The organism is Niallia nealsonii (assembly GCF_002835805.1).
In the GTDB taxonomy this organism is placed as follows: domain Bacteria; phylum Bacillota; class Bacilli; order Bacillales; family Cytobacillaceae; genus Niallia; species Niallia nealsonii.
Genome location: NZ_PISE01000017.1, coordinates 99203 through 116709 on the forward strand (window position 1 = coordinate 99203; position 17507 = coordinate 116709).

Below are 17507 nucleotides of genomic sequence, written 5' to 3' on the forward strand. Positions count from 1 at the left end.
TTTCAAATAAAATAGAAAAAAGGATTAAATAATGAAAGCAACTATATTTCAGTTTCTGCGATAAAACCATTTATTATAGAGATGGGATGTATAATAAGTCAGCCAAATCGTAATAAAAGTCCAATGCCAGTGCCATTTATTATATTTAATTAAAGAAGTATATTTTTCCAAAACAGCTTCTGTAATAGTGATTCCAGCGCTATGGAGGAAGAAATACAAAAATTTAAAACCTAAATTTTTGTGATAGGGATAATGGGTATTAAAAAGTGCACAGAGTGATGGATATACAAAATATTCAAATGTAAAACTAGATTTATTCGATTTAGAAAAAAAGGTTCTTGTAGGGTATGTAATCAAATTCCGTTCGACTACTATTAATCCAAAAATCCAAGTTAGCAATTGTTTAAATAAAAAGGATACTTGTGCCTCTCGGATTTTATTTTTAGGGATAAACACTATTAATAAAAAGCTGGTTACAATCCATACAGCTATTTCAATTCGTTTATCTCGGTTTTTATTCACAACGAAACCACTCCTATAACGTAGGTTTTAATCAAAGGAACGATAATATCCTTCTGATTAAAACCGAACCCGGTATATCTAAATGAATGAGAAAAGGAAATTTCTTTATATGCATCCATAAAGTAAGCATAAAAATAAAAGATAATGGAAAAAGAAATTTATTAATATTTTGTCCTCTTTCTATTTAGAATGGTATCTTTTTATTATTTTATGTAGTTGTTTGCAGTATGGAAAAAAACCTAGCAAAGATTCGCTAGGTTTTAAATAAGATTATTGCAAACCTTACCAGTATGTGCAGATGTTAATTCTGAGCAATGAACAAGCTTTACTTTACATGAGTTCGTTAAATCTCTTATTTCACAGTAACCTGTTTCATAACGAAAAAGGATGGTATATATTTGTCCTTTATATAGTACTTTTTTGCTCATAAATGCCCCCTCTAAAAGAATATAGTTTGCTGTTATTTTATGTAAGTATGTTTCTATACCCCTAATCAAAGATAGATAAACTTATATTCTAAAAAAGTTTATATAAATTGCCTTGGAAGTAAAAAAACCGTCTCTAAATTAGACGGTTTTTGACAGTATAATCACATAATCAAGATTCGTTTTTTGGTGTGTGGCCAAAACTGCCTGCTTTGTCATTGGACATGTATAATATACACAAAAATGAAATGGCAAGTGGTATAAAGGTCCATAAAAAGGTAGCGGTAATTGAGTTGGATAAAATCTCCGTAATCGATTTCAGCACATCAGCAGGAATTTGTTCACGAGCTTCTGGTGAAAGAATAGAACCGCTGTCGATGCTGTTTCCATTTTGAATCATTGCAGGAAGTCCATCTGTAAAGCTGTTTCGCTGAATAATTCCAAAAACAGTTATTCCTAAAGTCATGCCAAGGGAACGCAAGAAGTTGCTTGTTGAGCTGGCAATTCCTCGTTCTTGTGGAAGTGCGTTTTGCAGAGACGCCATTCCGAGAACAGAAAAAGATGGTCCTACACCGAGCCCAATAATCATCATATAAATTGTTAAAATCCATCTTGGCGTGGAAGGATCTAATGTCGATAATAAAAAGGTTCCTATACCCATGATGATGCCAGATATAGTCATAATTCGTTTGTAAGAGATTTTATTTGCCAATCCTCCGCCGATTGCAGCCCCAACACTTGATGTAACCATCATCGGCAATAATAATAATCCAGAGTTTGTGGCCGTTCCACCAGTTACCCCTTGGATATATAAAGGAATATAAATCGTTGAAACCATAAAAATAGCTCCATAAAACATGCCTGTTAATACACCTGTTGTGTATAGTCGTTCTTTAAATAGTTTAAATGGCAAAATAGGATCTTTTATTTTTGTTTCTACCACTAAAAAAACGATAAAGCAAACAATTGCTAATGCAAATAAAAAAATAATTTGCCAGGAAGACCATGCGTAAGTATGCCCTCCTAATTCTAAGGCGAACATAAGAGCAACGGTAAAGCTGACAAGTAAAGTCGCGCCGCCCCAGTCTATAGCTGCTTTTGTATGATAAGAGGATTCTTTGTAAAAAATAATAATTAAAGCTAAAGCTATTAAACCAATTGGGATATTAATGTAGAAAATCCAGCGCCAATTCAGATGATCGGTAATAAAAGATCCTAATAGTGGTCCTGCAATACTAGACAACCCAAAAACGGCTCCAAAGATGCCGCTCATCTTTCCTCTAGTTTCCGGTGGCACTACGTCCCAAATAATTGTAAATGCAATTGGCATAAGCGCACTGCCGCCAATGCCTTGAATCGCACGGAAAATACAAAGTTGGATCATTGTCTGAGCTGTACCGCATAATATTGAGCCTATTAAAAATAAAATAATTCCAATGATAAAAAAACGTTTGCGTCCAAAATTGTCGGATAATTTTCCGAAAATAGGCATACCTGCCATTTCTGCAACTAAATAAGCAGAAGTTACCCATACATATTTGTCCATGCCACCTAAATCACCTATAATCGAACCCATGCTGGTTGCGACAATAGTGTTATCTAAGGAGGCTACAAATATGCCTAACAATAAGGCTGCCATAACAGGGACAAGTTTTGTTTCATTTTTCATTAAATAAACGCCTCGCATTCCTTAACAATGTTAAATAACATGTAGAAGTCTAACATTGTTAAATTCATTAGTAAAGCACAAACTGAAAAATTGCTTTACAATGAAAGCAATGAGGTGACAAGAGTGGCTAAAAAGAATATAAACAAGGAATCTATTATAGAAGCAGCTTTAGAAATTTTGCATGAAAACGGAATGGCTGCTTTAACCATGAGAAACATCGCAGCAAAACTAAAAGTGCAAGCACCAGCTTTATATTGGTACATAAAAAATAAACAAGAGTTGCTGCAATTAATTGGAGAATATATTTCCAGCCAAATCACATTTCCAAAGCAGTCGAATGACTGGCAGGAGGAAACGACGGAGCTCGCACTTAAAATTAGGAAAGTCCTGCTTTCTATTCCAAATGGAGCAGAAATTATGATGGATACATTGCCAATTACAAAAAAACGACTACATTTAATCAATAGAACATTTGAAATATTCTATCGTGCACAATTTCCGGAACATAAAATTTTTCAATATGTACTAGCGATAAATAATTATATAACAACATTTGTTTTAGATGAGCAAAGACAACTGCAAATGGTAAAAACGATAGGTGTAGAAGAAATTCACAAACAATTTTTTGAATCTATCAGTCAAATACCAGAAGAAGAAATACCCTATGTGTATCGCCATATGCTAAAGCAAAAGGGAGTAATTAATAATGAAGATAATTTTCTCTCAGGACTAAATATTATTTTAATGGGGATAAATGGGGAGCTAAATTGAAAAAAATCTTCGAAGGAAATAAAGGGATTTATCAATAAATTGAGAACTATATAATAAAGTAAAAAACATTAGCAAAGAATAATTGCTAATGTTTTTTACTTTATTATTAGATTAGTGGATATTTTTTTATAATAATGGAAGAATTATGGCCGCCGAAACCGAAAGAATTAGAGATTCCAATTTTTAAATGATTAGCGGGACGAGCTTTGTTAGCAACATAATCCAAATCACAATCTGCATCAGGTGTCTGAAAATTTATGGTTGGTGGGATGATTCCTGTTATTAAACTTTTAACGAGCGCTATTGCTTCGACCCCGCCGGATGCACCAAGCATATGTCCTAGCATAGACTTATTTGCCGTAACGGGAATTTGGTAAGCTCTTTCTCCAAATAATTTTTTGATCGCAAGTGTTTCCGAACGGTCGCCTACAGGTGTACTTGTTGCATGTGCGCTTATTACATCAATATCTGAAATGGTAATGTTTGCAGATTTGATCGCTTGATTCATAGCGGCGTATGCACCTAGGCCATCTGGGTGAGAAGCTACCATATGATAAGCATCCGAACTGGCTCCATATCCGATTATTTCCCCATATATTGGGGCATTTCGAGATTTGGCATGTTCTAATGATTCTAATACAAGGATGCCAGCTCCTTCACTCATAACAAATCCATCTCTTTGTCTGTCAAAAGGACGACTTGCCAAATGTGGTGCAGTGTTATTTGTTGATAAAGCTTTTGCATTGCTAAAGCTAGCTAAAGACAAGGGAGTAATGGCCGCTTCAGCTCCACCGCTAAAAATAATATCTGCATTACCGTTTCGGATGGAATTAAAGGCTTCTCCGATTGCAGTATTTCCAATGGAACAAGCTGTAACAGGTGACAGAGATGGCCCTTCTGCTTTTAAACGAATGCTAATTTGGGCGGCGGCAGCATTGGAAATCATCATCGGCACTAAATTAGGACTTACCCTGCTTGGACCTCTTTCGTTTAGCGTTTGTACATTGTCAATTAATGTTTGCAAGCCGCCAATACCAGACCCGACATAGACGCCTATTCTTTCCGGATTAATATTTTGTAAATCTAATTGAGAATCAGCTAGTGCTTGTTCAGCTGCAGCTAAAGAAAATTGTGTAAATCGATCTAATTTTTTAGCCTCTTTTTTTCCAAAAACTTCAGCTGCATCAAAATTTTCTACGAGGCCTGCTATTTGTGTTTTTTGGTTAGTACAATCAAAGTGTTCAATTTTTTTTATGCCTGAACTTCCGGATTGCAAAGCTTCCCATAAAGTTTGGACATTATTTCCTAAAGGAGAAATAACACCCATTCCTGTAATGACAACTCTTTTCATTTTGTTTCCTCCTTTTGTTTGGTATTTTCATTTTTAACTATTTTTTATCCTATTACAAGTTGTAGTTTATCCTAGTATAATGAGTAATAGATTAGGGACAAGAGGAGATTATGATATGAATCAAGACGTTAGGTTACAAGCACTTTCGGAATTTTTAAAAACAAAACGAGGGAAATTAACTCCTGGAATGGTTGGTTTGCCTGTTGGGTCAAGAAGGCGTACACCTGGTTTAAGGAGGGAAGAAGTTGCACAGCTTGCAGGTGTCAGCACCACTTGGTATACATGGCTGGAACAAGGAAGGGATATTAAAGTTTCCATGTCAGTACTAGAAAATATCGCAGATGCGCTGCAATTAAATAAAGATGAACGAAAATATTTATATGGATTAGCGTTGGAGGAAGCAGAAAAAATTGATTTGGGGCATGAAGAAAGTTTCTCTATTACTCCTTCTTTGAAAAAAATAATGGAAGAACTTCGTTATTGTCCTACCATTATTTCTGATAGACGTTGTAATATTGTCGGCTGGAATGAAGCAGCAGCACATGTGTTTTTAGATTTTGCACAAATTCCTGAAGAAAACAGAAATATGCTTGAATTGCTTTTTTCAAGAAAAGAGTTTAAGTCGTTAGCTGTTAATTGGGAGCATTTCGTCAAAGGGTTTATAGCTATTTTTCGAACCTATTATGGACAATATGTTGCAGATGAATGGTATACAAATTTTATTGGAAAAATGGAAAGGCAATATGAGGATTTTCGCAAATTATGGAATGAAAGCGAGATAAGTTCTGCACCAGATGTTCTCATAGAATTCCGCCATTCCAAGCAAGGGAAGATGTTGTTTAATTTAACTTCCTTTCAAGTCCATGGAAATTATGATCTAAGAATTAGTGTATACACACCAGTAGAGGATACGCCAACAGAAGCAAAATTAAAAGGGTTGCTAAAGGAGAAAAAATGATTTTTCTTATGCTAGGATGCAAGTATAGAGTGATTTAAAAAGGAAAGGTGATTAGAAATGAAAAGAATCGCTGTATTTTGTGGATCAAGCAATGGAGCATCTCCAATGTATATAGAAGAGGCTAAATCATTAGGAAAAGAAATGGCTAAAAGGGAAATAGAACTTGTTTATGGTGGTTCTTGTGTTGGGTTGATGGGAGCAGTTGCAGATGCAGTATTAGAAAACGGAGGTAAAGCAATTGGTGTTCTTCCTGATTTTCTCGCAGAAAAAGAAATTGCTCATAAACAACTGTCAGAATTAATTGTTGTAAAAACGATGCATGAACGAAAAGCGAAGATGGCTGAGTTGGCGGATGGTTTTATTACCCTTCCAGGAGGTGCTGGGACAATGGAAGAGTTTTTTGAAATATTTACATGGGGGCAATTAGGCTTGCACCAAAAGCCTTGTGGAATATTAAATATAAATAATTACTATGAACCCCTTATTCGCTTAATACATCATATGGCAGATGCAGCATTTCTTCAAGAAAAGTTCCGCGATATGGCATTAGTAGATGCGACAAGTGCAGGGCTATTGAATCAATTTAATACATACAAAGCACCGACTGTAAAAGTATTTTTAAATGAGCAGCAAACATAATAAAACTTCTGGAATCGCTGCAAGACGTGCTCAAGCCAATCTGGCTGTTAAATAGAGTTACGAGGATTTGTTACCCTTATTTAACAGCCAGATATAATATAAAGTTTCGTTTAATAGGAAAGGGAGTAAGCAGGGTTCTTACTCTTTTTCTTAGGAAGGAAGAGTATTGTTAAAAATACTAGAACAATGAAAAATCAATATCTTGTTAGTAAGAATAGGTATTAGCAACATATGCCTGTGATCTTATTGCGAATAGGGAATAATCAAAGGATGATAGCTGCATTTACCTAGAGTCTATAGGAAACTGGAAATATAATGGGAGATGAATATATAAAAAGAGGTGTTATAATGAGCAGTAATTTCATTTATCCAAAAAGTAGACAAATAGTGGACTATAATAGTAGACAAGGCCATATTCTCTATATGTATGAACGAGTGGACAAATATGTAGAAAATGCAGTTGCTTTTATTGTAAATGGAGCTGAAAAGGGACATTATGTTTTATGGATAGATAAGGAAGAATTATATCACTCTATTTATCAGAAAGTTAAAAGTATATTGAAAACAAATGAATTACCCTTCATCCATTTTATTCAGGATAAGGAGTTTACGGATATTTTTGTCGATTCTCCAATAAATAATATTCAAAGTTATTACAGTGAGATTATTCAGGCAATGGAAGTAGACAAATTATCTATAAGTAGTTGGTTTCATGTTTCTGGCAAGGTGAAGAAAAATGAATATACTAATTTATATCAGATTGGCGAATACTTAACGGAAATGCACTGTTCAACGGAGCAAAAAATAGTGCTTGCAGTAGAGGGGGACGATGTTTCAGCATCTTACCAAAATAGATTATTACATACGTATCCAAATTTAATGACTGATCTCCAAATTGTAGAATCTCCACTTTATATGCCTGATAATGACCCTACTCGAACAAATTACAAGGAAAGGGTGAAATTAGAAGGAATATTAAAAGCTACCAATCAGCAACTAGAATCCTTTATTATGAGAAATTTAGATCCTGTTATGATCTTAAATAATGATGATGATGTATTGACGATTAACGATGCATTTGAGAAAGTATTCGGCTGGACAGCGGCAGAAACGGTGGGGAAAAATTCGCTTCAATTGCCTCATATACCAATCATCAATCGCAAAGAAGTTTATCAGAATAAATGCATCACACTGCTTGGAGAAAATGTTGGGGAATACGAAACAGTTAGATTAACTAAAGAAGGCATCAGTCTTCATGTGCAAATCTCTTGTTTTCCTCTAAGAGATGAATACGACCGTGTTAATGGAAGAGCAGTAATTATTCGCGATATTACAGAAAAAAAACAAGCACAAGAATTATTAATAAAAACGGAAAAATTATCGATTGCAGGAGAATTGGCAGCTGGAATTGCCCATGAAATTAGAAATCCTGTAACGGCAATAAAAGGATTTTTGCAGCTGATGGAACATGGAAATATGAACAATAAAACATATTTTGAAATAATGGAAGCAGAGATAGAAAGAATTGAATTGATTCTTAGTGAGTTATTGATGTTGTCGAAGCCACAAGTGATTCAATATGAATCTACTAATATTTCGATGTTAATTCGTGATATTGTCATTCTTCTGGAGGCACAAGCAATTATGAATAATGTGGGAATAGAATTAGACTTTGAATCGGATGATATTATCTTAAATGGGGAAAAAAATCAATTAAAACAAGTGGCCATTAACTTTATTAAAAATGCGATCGAAGCGATGCCAAAAGGAGGAAAACTGATGGTGCAGCTGAGAAAGTATGAGGAAAAACAGTTATTAATTCGCTTTATTGATGAAGGCTGCGGGATCCCAGATTATGTACTATCTAAATTAGGGCAGCCTTTTTATACAACTAAGGAAAAGGGAACTGGATTAGGATTTATGGTAAGCAAACGAATTATCGAAAATCATAATGGAACAGTTTCCATATACAGTAAAGAAAATATCGGTACAACGATTGATGTAATGCTTCCACTTTAGCAAGTGGTTAATTATTTATATTTTTTAATGCCAAGGAGGAGCAATAGATGGATGAAAGATACCCCATCGGCCATTTTTCTTATCAGGAAGATGAAGCAGATAAATTGATTGACACATGGATCACAGAAATAGAAATGCTTCCTGAAAAACTAGCGAAGGCTGTAAGCGGCTTATCTGAGGAACAATTAGAGACACCTTACCGGGTGGGAGGGTGGACCGTACGCCAAGTTGTTCATCATCTAGCAGATAGTCATTTAAATGCATACACGCGGTTTAAATTAGCAGTAACAGAACAAAATCCCATCATTAAGCCTTATGAGGAAGGCGAGTGGGCAGAACTTGCCGATTATAAAGAGCCGATAGAAGTTTCCGTGCAGCTTCTTCAGGCATTGCATACTCGATTGGTTGTGCTTTTAAAAAGTTTAAATCAGGAACAATTACAGAAGGTTTTTATCCATCCAGATTCGGGGCAAGTATTGGTGAAGGAAAATATTGGCATTTATGCATGGCATGGAAACCATCATCTTGCACATATTACTTCACTCTGCAAGAAAAAGGGCTGGTTTTAAAAAGAATGGATTAGCAAAACACAATAGCTCATTCTTAGTTCAAGAAGAATGAGCTATTGTGCACAAACAGGTTTTTCTATTGTAAAATGGATTCCATCCAATAAACTTTTACTGGGAAATTAGCGATTATCAATTTTTTCTGGATACAAGTCATGATTCATTAAGCGGTTTGTTGCCATTTCCTCAAATTTAGTTCCAGGTTTTCCATAATTGCAGTATGGATCAATGGAAATACCGCCCCGTGGTGTAAATTTCCCCCAAACTTCAATATAACGAGGATCTAATAATGTAATTAAATCATTCATAATGATATTTACACAATCTTCGTGAAAATCCCCATGGTTGCGGAAACTAAATAAATATAATTTTAATGATTTGCTTTCTACTATTTTTTCATTTGGAATATAGCTGATATACATAGTAGCAAAGTCAGGTTGACCAGTAATTGGCACTGCCAAATAATTAGCAGCTGGACTATATCATATTCTTATTTTCCTTGCGAATAAAAAATAAGAACCCTCGCGCTTCCATCCGTAGATGTACTCTACTTTCTTCTATAAATAGTACAAGATTCGCTTCCTATTTATATGATTTCGATAGTCTCTGCACCTTCTCCCTATAAGAGAGCTTGGCTCAGGATTAGAATTTTCATTCCTTCCCTGAATTCACGAGGTTTAAGCGACAGTGTTTCCACTGAAGTGTGCCCTATCCTGACACAGACTGGTAAACTCTGGACAATTAAATTTTACAAAATAATCGCGCTTCGCATGCAAATTATCAACAGCTTCTAAAATATCAGGGCTGTATTCAAATAAATATTTTGTGCCTTGATTTCCAAGCAATGTTAAATCTTCTAAACCTTCTTCTTTTTTTCTGCCAGACATACAAATACCTCCTATATTCATGTGTACAAAAAAGGCAGGACCCATAGCAAAAAAACTAATATATAAACAAAGGGAACTTCTTATGTTATATGCTTCTTGGCGATTTCAGCAGGAAGAGGCTGCATTTGTTAAATCGCTTCTTTTTTGCTGAAAAAAATATCGAAAACAGTCTAAACAAAAGAAAAAGCCGCATCCTTATGGACATGGCTTTTACTGTCATGTTTCCATAGTTTTTTATAGAGGGTATCTGCTATGAACCTCTGATTCGTCTCTGTGATGTACAAAAGAATCATAACGAATTTTTAAGACTTCGTCAAATGCCTTTTTTAGGAAGGACTTTATGAAGGTATTTTAGAATCTTTTAGCAGTGTACCAAAGCATTTTATCTAACAGTCGATAAAGTTGAAAAATAGCAATTTTAAGGAAGTATCGCAGTGGAATGAACAAAATGACTATTCGAACATATACTGAATTTTGAATATCGATGTACTTCATAAGTTAAAATATTCTAATTCAGAAAAAAGTTTGTTTTATGATTGCTAGGATGTGGTTAAATGATTGATGATTTATCGTTGAAAGAGACAATAATAATTCGTGATATTCAAAGAGATATTGATATAATTGTTGCTTCCTTGCTTTTAACTGGTCAAATTACTTTAACAAGAATATATTTTGGCCCAGGCTATTTTGGAGTAACAGTAGGTGGGCCGTTAACCGGCGCCAAAAGATTGGAAACGAAGTTTAATGAAACGGAAAAAAATTTATCTTTAGATATCATTGATATTTTGCTTGCTCTTTTTTTAGTAAAGGACCTAATTAATGTAGTAGGGCTTTTTATAGCATCTGATGCAACTTTTTCAATTAGTATAAGTGGACCATTATTTGGAAGAGCAAAAGTGGTTCCAATCTTTAAGCATCTAAAAAATAATGAAACTACATTAAAAAATATTGTAAAAGATGGTTATTTTATTCATAACAAACTTCTAAGGGAATTAAAAAATACTAAATAACCAGAAAGGACAGATAAAAATGGCTTTATCTGATTTACCTACGATTAAACCTTCGAAAACAAGTATTTTTCTTATTGCTCTTCCACTTACTCTTTTTATCTTCTTTTTTACACAAGACAAAAAAATAGATGAATAGACAAATAGAGGTGAGTTATTTTCTAAAGTTTATAAATGTATGGAAAATAGAAGCACCTTCTATTTTCCTGTTGAAAAGAATTTTCAAGACTTTTTTTTGTTATTTTTACATATATATAGAAGGAAACTATTAATAATACGTTTATTTTCGTAAGAATAGGAACTTATTCTTTTAAAAGGAAAAAGGCAAACAAAAAGTTAGCTGGTTCAAATTTCCGTTAACACCTTTTTTTACACAACAAAGTGGGGATAAAGAAACCCTATTGATTGAAGATTCAGTTTAATTTGCAAGATGTAATGCCCCTATTATATAAGAAAAAAATGGCGGTAAACATTATAACTCGTTTAAATGGAGAGTAAGGAGATGAGAATTTGTCGCTGATTGGAAAAAGCGTGGTTCGGAAAGAAGCCTGGTCGAAAGTGAACGGGACAGCGAAATATACAGGTGATTATTTTGCTTCTGATGCGTTATTTGTAGAAATGGTGAAAAGCTGCTATGCACATGCATGGATTCAATCAATCGATACAACGGAAGCGGAAAAAATTGGAGGAGTTCGTGCGGTCATTTTAGGAGACAATCTCCCATTGATTGGGGAAGAAGTAATAGACCGTCCCCCATTAGCTACTAAAAAAGTTCGTTATTATGGAGAAGTAGTGGCACTTGTTGTCGCTGATTCTTACGAGATCGCCAAAAAGGCTGCAAATAAATTACAGATTGAATATGAACCAATACCTATTGTAAATTCCCCGTTAGAAGCACTAAAAAAGGATGCTCCTCTTATTCATGAAAATATTACAGCATATAAAAAGGATGAAGGCATTTATCCAGAAGAGGGTACGAATATTATTAATCGCACAAAAATTCGCAAAGGCAATCTGGAAAAGGGCTGGAATGATAGTGAATTTGTGATGGAAGCCAGTTTTTCTATACCCCTATCTGATCATGCAGCAATGGAAACAAGAACGGTTTTATGTGAAATCATTAGTGAGGAAAAAATACATATTGTGACAAGTTCCCAAGCTCCCTATATGGTAAAAAAAATTATCGGCCGTGATTTTAATATTTCTCCAGGCCGTATTGTTGTAGAAACACCTTTAGTTGGCGGTGGTTACGGGGGAAAAGCATCTGTGCATTTAGAAATATTTGCTTATATTGCATCAAGAGCAGTAGGCGGCAGAAAAGTAAAAATTGTTAACAGCAGAGAAGAGGATATTGCTGTTTCCCCTGTACATATTGGTTTATCTGCGACGATTAAACTGGGATGTGATTCAAATGGAAAACTGCAAGCTGCCCAATTGCAATATATTTTTGACGGAGGTGCATATGCAGATAAAGCTCCCCATTTAGCAACAGCTGGGGCAGTAGATTGCACTGGGCCATATAAATTGGAAAATATAACATGCGACTCTCTTTGTGTATATACAAATCATCCTTATGCAGCACCTTTTCGCGGATTTAGCCACGGAGAAGTTCATTTTGCATTTGAACGGGCAATGGATTTGCTGGCGAAAAAGGCAAATATAGATCCACTGGCATTTCGGGAAATAAATGCAATTAAACCAGGTGATACAACACCTACGCAAGTAAAAGTAAACAACAGCAATGTTGGTAATGTAAAAAAATGCATTAAAAAATTGAAAGTGTTAATGGATTGGGACGGTGGAACTATAAAAGAACTTGGAAAGGATCTTGTTCGGGTGAAAGGGATTTGTTGTATATGGAAAAATTCTACAATAGGCCCAGATGCAAGCAGTGGCGTGGTTCTTACCTTTAATTCGGATGGAAGCATTAATCTGATGAGTGGATTAGTAGAAATAGGAACAGGAACAAAAACCGTTTTAGCGCAAATACTAGCTGAAAAAATGCGTATGGATGTGAATAAAATTTATGTACGGATGACAGTAGATACACAAACAGAACCAGAACATTGGAAAACAGTTGCAAGCCGAGGGACTCTAATGGCAGGAAGAGCAGTAATGGCTGCAGCAGATGATGCGATTAGGCAGCTAAAGCAAATGGCTTCCATTGTGCTGCATGCACCAGCAGATGACTTTGAGGTTGGATATGAAAAAGTGTTTTTAATCGATGATCCCAAGACTTTTATTGACATAAAAGATATTGCCTATGGATATGTGTATCCAAATGGCAATGCAATTGGAGGGCAGATTATTGCGAGAGGAACATATATGCTTCGGGGACTGACCAATCTCGATCCTGAAACAGGAGCAGGAAACCCAGGACCAGAATGGGCTGTTTCTGCACAAGGAGTAGAGGTGGAGTTTAATAAAAGAACATTTGAGTATACGATAAAAAAAGCAATAACCGTGATGGATATTGGCGAAGTGCTCAATACAAAAGCCGCCGAGGGACAATTAAAAGGGGCTATGTCTATGGGGATTTCCTGGGCATGTAAAGAAGCTTTTTACTTTGATGAAAATGGGGTGTTGCTCAATCCCCAGCTGCGCACCTATCGACCAATAAGATACGGCGAGCAGCCAGAATATTTGGTGGATTTCGTAAAAACCCCCCATCTTGAAGCGCCATATGGAGCAAGAGGAGCAGGAGAACAAGGGTTGATTGGAATGGCTGCAGCATTAGGGAATGCCTTATCTGCAGCTGCCAATGTTTCTCTGCAATCACTGCCATTAATTCCAGAGAATATTTGGAAGGAAAAAAGGAGGATGAACATGTGAGTTTTCAATATTTTTACTCCCAGGCAATTGAAGAAGCTACAAATAGATTTATAAAGGAACAGCAAAAAAAAAAACGACCGTTTTATTATGCTGGCGGAACGGAAATTCTAACATTAAGAAGATTAAGCATCATTCATCCCAAAGCCGTCATTGATATAAAAAATATTCCTGCTTGCAATATATATCAACTTGATGATAATTATTTGGTATTAGGTGCAGCATTGCCATTGACAGAAATTGAAGAAAAAAACTTATTTCCCCTCTTAACAGATGTTTCTAAAGAAATTGCCGATCATACTGCACGTAATAAAATTACGTTTGGCGGAAATATATGTGGCCAAATCTTTTATCGAGAAGCAATTTTGCCCCTTTTGTTAACAGATAGCTTGCTTGTACTAGCAAAAGATCAGACAATTCGAACAGAATTAATTCACAACGTGTTTGATGAGCAATTGCTTCTTGATGATGGAGAACTGTTTATTCAAGCATTTGTGGAAAAAAAATATTTATCAGCTCCCTATGTTGCCATAAAAAAAAGGCAGCAATGGACAGTCGGCTACCCTCTCTTATCCATTGCCGCATTAAAAATTGAATCCACTATTCGTGTTGCAATTAGCGGATTATGTTCCTTTCCATTTCGTTCATTAGCATTAGAAGTTGCATTAAATGATCGGACCAAAAGCAATGAAGAGAAAATAAAGGGAGCCATTGCAACGATTACAGAGCCTATCTTAGATGATGTAGAAGGTTCAAGTGAGTATCGTTTATTTGTGCTGGGAAATTTGCTGCATGAAGTGCTGCAGCAGCTCGAGGAGGAGTAGATGGAACAGGAGCCGAAAAAAATTACACTTGAATTAAAAATTAATGGAGAGAAAAGAGAAGTGGTTGTCACTCAAGATGAAACACTTTTGTCGACTTTAAGGAACGAACTTTATTTAACAGGCGCAAAACCAGGCTGCTATAACGGTGATTGTGGGGCATGTACGGTCCTTGTGGATAATAAACCGATGAAATCATGTATTATGCTTGCGGTAGAGGCAGCGAATACCCCGATTACAACAATTGAAGGGCTAAAAAATGCGCCTATCCAGAAAGCTTTTATTGAAGAGTTTGCTTTTCAGTGTGGGTTTTGCACACCAGGATTTATTATGAATTGTCACGGGTTATGCTTAAATAAGCCAAATGCAAAGGAAGAAGACATACGCGAATGGCTTTCCTCTAATATATGCCGTTGCACAAGCTATGAAGAAATAGAAAAAGCAGTGAAAAAAACTCTATCCTTGTATAGGTCAGAAGCAGTAACAGAATAAATCTAAAAAGCCTTTGAATAAGAAATCAAAGGCTTTTTAGATTTATATGAAATGCGTGTTGTTTTAAGGAGAACCAAATTCGGAAAGGGGATAAAACCGGAGTACTACTTTGCCAACAATAGATTTTTTCCGGATAAAGCCAAAGTCTCGACTATCTTTGCTTTTTAAACGGTTATCGCCCATAACAAAATAATATCCCTCAGGTACTTTGTTGTCTCCTGTTTTTTCCTCTAGAGTGAAATCTTCTGTAATTTTAGCTAACGTGCTATTTTTTTTGTTTTCTTCTAAATAAGACTCTTTATAAGCTTGTCCATTTACATAAAGAACATCATCTTTAAAAGAAATTTTGTCTCCTGGCAGACCAATTACTCTTTTAATATAATTATTTTCTTTCGAATCAGGTGCATGAAAAACAATCATATCAAAACGGTCAATTTTTCCTTGTTTATTCAAAATTACCTTATTGCCGTTTTCAAATGTCGGGGACATGGAGGCTCCTAGTACAGTCGTTGGGCTAAATAAAAATTGGCGGCATATAAAAACAAGGAAAACAGCAACAAAAAAGGACTTTATCCAGCTAAGTAATTCTTTTTTGGCAGAATGATTCATACTATTTTCTCCGTTCTATTTTTTACTTAAGTAAAATGTTACAAGGTTTTGAAGAAGAAATCAATGTCAAAATTACTAGAGTTTTATGTGTAAAAGAAGTATTCTGACAAAGTGAAGAATATAATAAAAAATGAATGCAGCAAAGGAGCTAAATAATGGAGCAGGAATTAATTACGATATATGATGAAAATTTAACAGAACTAGGAACAAGAAGCCGAAAAGAAATACATAAAAAAGGATACTGGCATAAAACTTTTCATTGCTGGATTCTTTTAAAGGAAAAAGAACAATATTCTATCTATTTGCAATTACGAAGTGAGCATAAAAAGGATTATCCTTATTTATTTGATATTACTGCAGCAGGTCATCTTATGGCACATGAAACAGTAGAAGATGGCATAAGAGAAGTCAAAGAAGAACTTGGCATCGCAATAAAGTATGAGGATTTGATTTCATTAGGTGTTGTTAAAAATACGATTAGAACAAGTACAATAATCGATAATGAATTTAGTTATTTATATTTATATATTTTGGAGGAAGAACCACCGTTTTTTCTGCAAGAGGAAGAAGTTGCTGGGATTGTAAAAGGAGATTTTGCTAATTTTTATCAGTTATGTATGAAGGAACAAAAATCAATGGAAGTTAAGGGCTTTACCATTAGCGCAAAGAAGCAGACCGAAAATATCGAAGAATGGATAGATAAATCAAAATTTGTTCCTCATGAAGAAGCCTACTTTCAAAAAACAGCTTTGTTAATAAAACAATATTTAGATAGAGTATAAAAAATAGGAGATTTCCTTCATATAAGCAACAAAAACAACAGCAGGTTAAAATCCTGCTGTTGTAATATTTTTCGTTAAGAAGGATGTTTTTGTACATCTTCTTCCTTTGTTTCCGCCATGCCATATAATCCATTCATTTCCTGTTCATCAGGATCAAGTCCTAAATCATTTTTTTGCTGCACTAATTTTTCTTTTTCTAACTGTTTTTTTTCCAAAAGAAATCACCTCTTTCATTAGCTTCTGTTAAATTGCATAGATTATACGTGAAGTCTTTAGCAAGGTGTTTCTGCTTTTTTCTTTAGCCATTCCATAAAAAGTTTAAGAAAAATCCCAAGAAAAAAAAATCCAATAAAAGAATACGTATGAAGCCAATGTGAGCCTAATTTAAACATCCCTAAATATGAAAATATCGGTTCAATGATATAAGCAAATACGATGGCCCATAGTATATTTGCAAAAAGAAAGGAAGTCCATTTGTTAAAGTATTGGTATATTAGCATTGCTGAAATGGGAATAACAACAAAGTCCGCAGGAATCAGCGGAGGAATCCATGGAAGAAATTTATCTGGGTAATCCCATAGGATCATTTCTGTTCCCATTACATCTAATATCATTGCAATACTTGCGCAAATTAATCCATAAGAAAATAGTTCGAAAAAACGATTTTTATCTACTAATTTCCACCAAATAAAATAAGGAATAATTGTGCTGAACAAAAGAATCCACCAGTTAAGTGTAAATAAATCGGTCTGAACCCAATGAGAATAAGAAAGTTTTATTAATTTTATTTTTTCTGCTTCAATTTCCGAAGAAGAAGGAATGTGTAGGAGGAGAAAGTCCATTAAATCACATCGTTTCTGCAATATTCGAGAAATTCCTAGTTTAGTATGCTCAGATGAAGGGGGATTATGTTTGTTTTTTTGAAATTCCTATGATTCGCTAATATATCGTTAGTCTTGTATGCTCTTTTGTGCTTTTGGGCAAAATAATAATAAGCGAAGGGATGATTCATAGGTGCTCAAAAAAATAAAAGCAAATAAAGTGTACATAGAAGGAATTTTTTATATTTTATTTATTAGTATGATTATTATGCTTAGTTACATAATTGGCTTTTCTGATTTAAAGAAAATACTTGGTTTATAAAAAACTTTAAAGATTGG

Annotated in this window: 18 protein-coding genes and 1 pseudogene; 10 read left to right on the forward strand and 9 right to left on the reverse strand. The window is 34.8% G+C overall.

The genetic code is table 11. From position 1 onward, the window contains the following. Positions 1–48 precede the first annotated feature (48 nt). The 3 genes from CWS01_RS09505 to CWS01_RS09510 form a co-directional block, all read right to left on the reverse strand. Positions 49–522 carry a CBO0543 family protein gene (locus tag CWS01_RS09505; protein ID WP_101176954.1) on the reverse strand — a complete coding sequence of 158 codons (474 nt, stop codon included), beginning with the start codon at positions 520–522 and terminating at the stop codon, positions 49–51. A 260-nt stretch (positions 523–782) separates the two neighbouring features. After that, a complete protein-coding gene (locus CWS01_RS22330) occupies positions 783–950 on the reverse strand; it encodes a hypothetical protein (RefSeq protein ID WP_157827616.1) in 168 nt (55 codons plus the stop codon). A gap of 169 nt (positions 951–1119) precedes the next feature. Continuing rightward, the gene (locus CWS01_RS09510) at positions 1120–2616 is read right to left on the reverse strand and encodes an MDR family MFS transporter (protein ID WP_101176955.1); all 1497 of its coding nucleotides are present in this window, start codon (positions 2614–2616) and stop codon (positions 1120–1122) included. 123 nt (positions 2617–2739) lie between these two features. On the opposite strand from CWS01_RS09510, the gene CWS01_RS09515 reads away from it, so the two are divergent. Next, complete coding sequence (locus CWS01_RS09515) at positions 2740–3387, forward strand: TetR/AcrR family transcriptional regulator C-terminal domain-containing protein (protein WP_101176956.1); 648 nt, start codon at positions 2740–2742, stop codon at positions 3385–3387. Between the two features lie 106 nt (positions 3388–3493). Here the strand turns inward: CWS01_RS09515 and fabF are convergent, their stop codons facing one another. Then, positions 3494–4738: a beta-ketoacyl-ACP synthase II gene (gene fabF, locus CWS01_RS09520; protein WP_101176957.1), complete on the reverse strand. Its 1245-nt coding sequence runs from the start codon at positions 4736–4738 to the stop codon at positions 3494–3496. Positions 4739–4853: 115 nt separating this feature from the next. Here fabF and CWS01_RS09525 point away from each other — a divergent pair, with 115 nt between their 5' ends. From CWS01_RS09525 to CWS01_RS09540, 4 genes are all read left to right on the forward strand, one after another. Further along, positions 4854–5696, forward strand: a complete 843-nt coding sequence (locus CWS01_RS09525) for a helix-turn-helix transcriptional regulator (protein WP_101176958.1) — start codon at positions 4854–4856, stop codon at positions 5694–5696. 57 nt (positions 5697–5753) lie between these two features. Further along, positions 5754–6335, forward strand: coding sequence for an LOG family protein (locus tag CWS01_RS09530; RefSeq protein ID WP_101176959.1), 582 nt, complete (start codon positions 5754–5756; stop codon positions 6333–6335). Between the two features lie 348 nt (positions 6336–6683). Beyond that, entirely contained in the window at positions 6684–8354 is a 1671-nt protein-coding gene (locus CWS01_RS09535; protein WP_168714376.1) for an ATP-binding protein, read from the forward strand. Positions 8355–8401: 47 nt separating this feature from the next. Further along, positions 8402–8923, forward strand: a complete 522-nt coding sequence (locus CWS01_RS09540; protein WP_101176961.1) for a YfiT family bacillithiol transferase — start codon at positions 8402–8404, stop codon at positions 8921–8923. 119 nt (positions 8924–9042) lie between these two features. On the opposite strand, the pseudogene queF reads toward CWS01_RS09540, so the two are convergent. Together queF and CWS01_RS09550 are read right to left on the reverse strand one after the other, a co-directional pair. Beyond that, positions 9043–9372 (reverse strand): annotated as a pseudogene (gene queF, locus CWS01_RS09545) (preQ(1) synthase); the annotation flags it as partial. 225 nt (positions 9373–9597) lie between these two features. Further along, on the reverse strand, positions 9598–9807 hold the full coding sequence (locus CWS01_RS09550) for a tunnelling fold family protein (RefSeq protein ID WP_407938552.1): 210 nt from the start codon (positions 9805–9807) through the stop codon (positions 9598–9600). Between the two features lie 554 nt (positions 9808–10361). Between CWS01_RS09550 and CWS01_RS09555 the strand changes: the two genes are divergently transcribed. From CWS01_RS09555 to CWS01_RS09570, 4 genes are all read left to right on the forward strand, one after another. Then, positions 10362–10817: a hypothetical protein gene (locus CWS01_RS09555; RefSeq protein WP_101176962.1), complete on the forward strand. Its 456-nt coding sequence runs from the start codon at positions 10362–10364 to the stop codon at positions 10815–10817. A gap of 507 nt (positions 10818–11324) precedes the next feature. Then, positions 11325–13646, forward strand: a complete 2322-nt coding sequence (locus tag CWS01_RS09560; RefSeq protein ID WP_101176963.1) for a xanthine dehydrogenase family protein molybdopterin-binding subunit — start codon at positions 11325–11327, stop codon at positions 13644–13646. Further along, the gene (locus tag CWS01_RS09565) at positions 13643–14467 is read left to right on the forward strand and encodes an FAD binding domain-containing protein (RefSeq protein WP_101176964.1); all 825 of its coding nucleotides are present in this window, start codon (positions 13643–13645) and stop codon (positions 14465–14467) included. The genes CWS01_RS09560 and CWS01_RS09565 overlap by 4 nt, the downstream gene beginning before the upstream one ends. Then, positions 14468–14956: a (2Fe-2S)-binding protein gene (locus tag CWS01_RS09570; RefSeq protein WP_101176965.1), complete on the forward strand. Its 489-nt coding sequence runs from the start codon at positions 14468–14470 to the stop codon at positions 14954–14956. It abuts the gene before it with no gap. 63 nt (positions 14957–15019) lie between these two features. Here the strand turns inward: CWS01_RS09570 and lepB are convergent, their stop codons facing one another. Continuing rightward, positions 15020–15565: a signal peptidase I gene (gene lepB, locus CWS01_RS09575; protein WP_101176966.1), complete on the reverse strand. Its 546-nt coding sequence runs from the start codon at positions 15563–15565 to the stop codon at positions 15020–15022. A gap of 155 nt (positions 15566–15720) precedes the next feature. Between lepB and CWS01_RS09580 the strand changes: the two genes are divergently transcribed. Further along, positions 15721–16347: an NUDIX hydrolase gene (locus tag CWS01_RS09580; RefSeq protein ID WP_101176967.1), complete on the forward strand. Its 627-nt coding sequence runs from the start codon at positions 15721–15723 to the stop codon at positions 16345–16347. A 74-nt stretch (positions 16348–16421) separates the two neighbouring features. Here the strand turns inward: CWS01_RS09580 and CWS01_RS09585 are convergent, their stop codons facing one another. Further along, positions 16422–16562, reverse strand: a complete 141-nt coding sequence (locus tag CWS01_RS09585) for a DUF4021 domain-containing protein (RefSeq protein ID WP_101176968.1) — start codon at positions 16560–16562, stop codon at positions 16422–16424. A gap of 57 nt (positions 16563–16619) precedes the next feature. Then, positions 16620–17063 carry a CBO0543 family protein gene (locus CWS01_RS09590; RefSeq protein WP_235852016.1) on the reverse strand — a complete coding sequence of 148 codons (444 nt, stop codon included), beginning with the start codon at positions 17061–17063 and terminating at the stop codon, positions 16620–16622. Positions 17064–17507 lie beyond the last annotated feature (444 nt).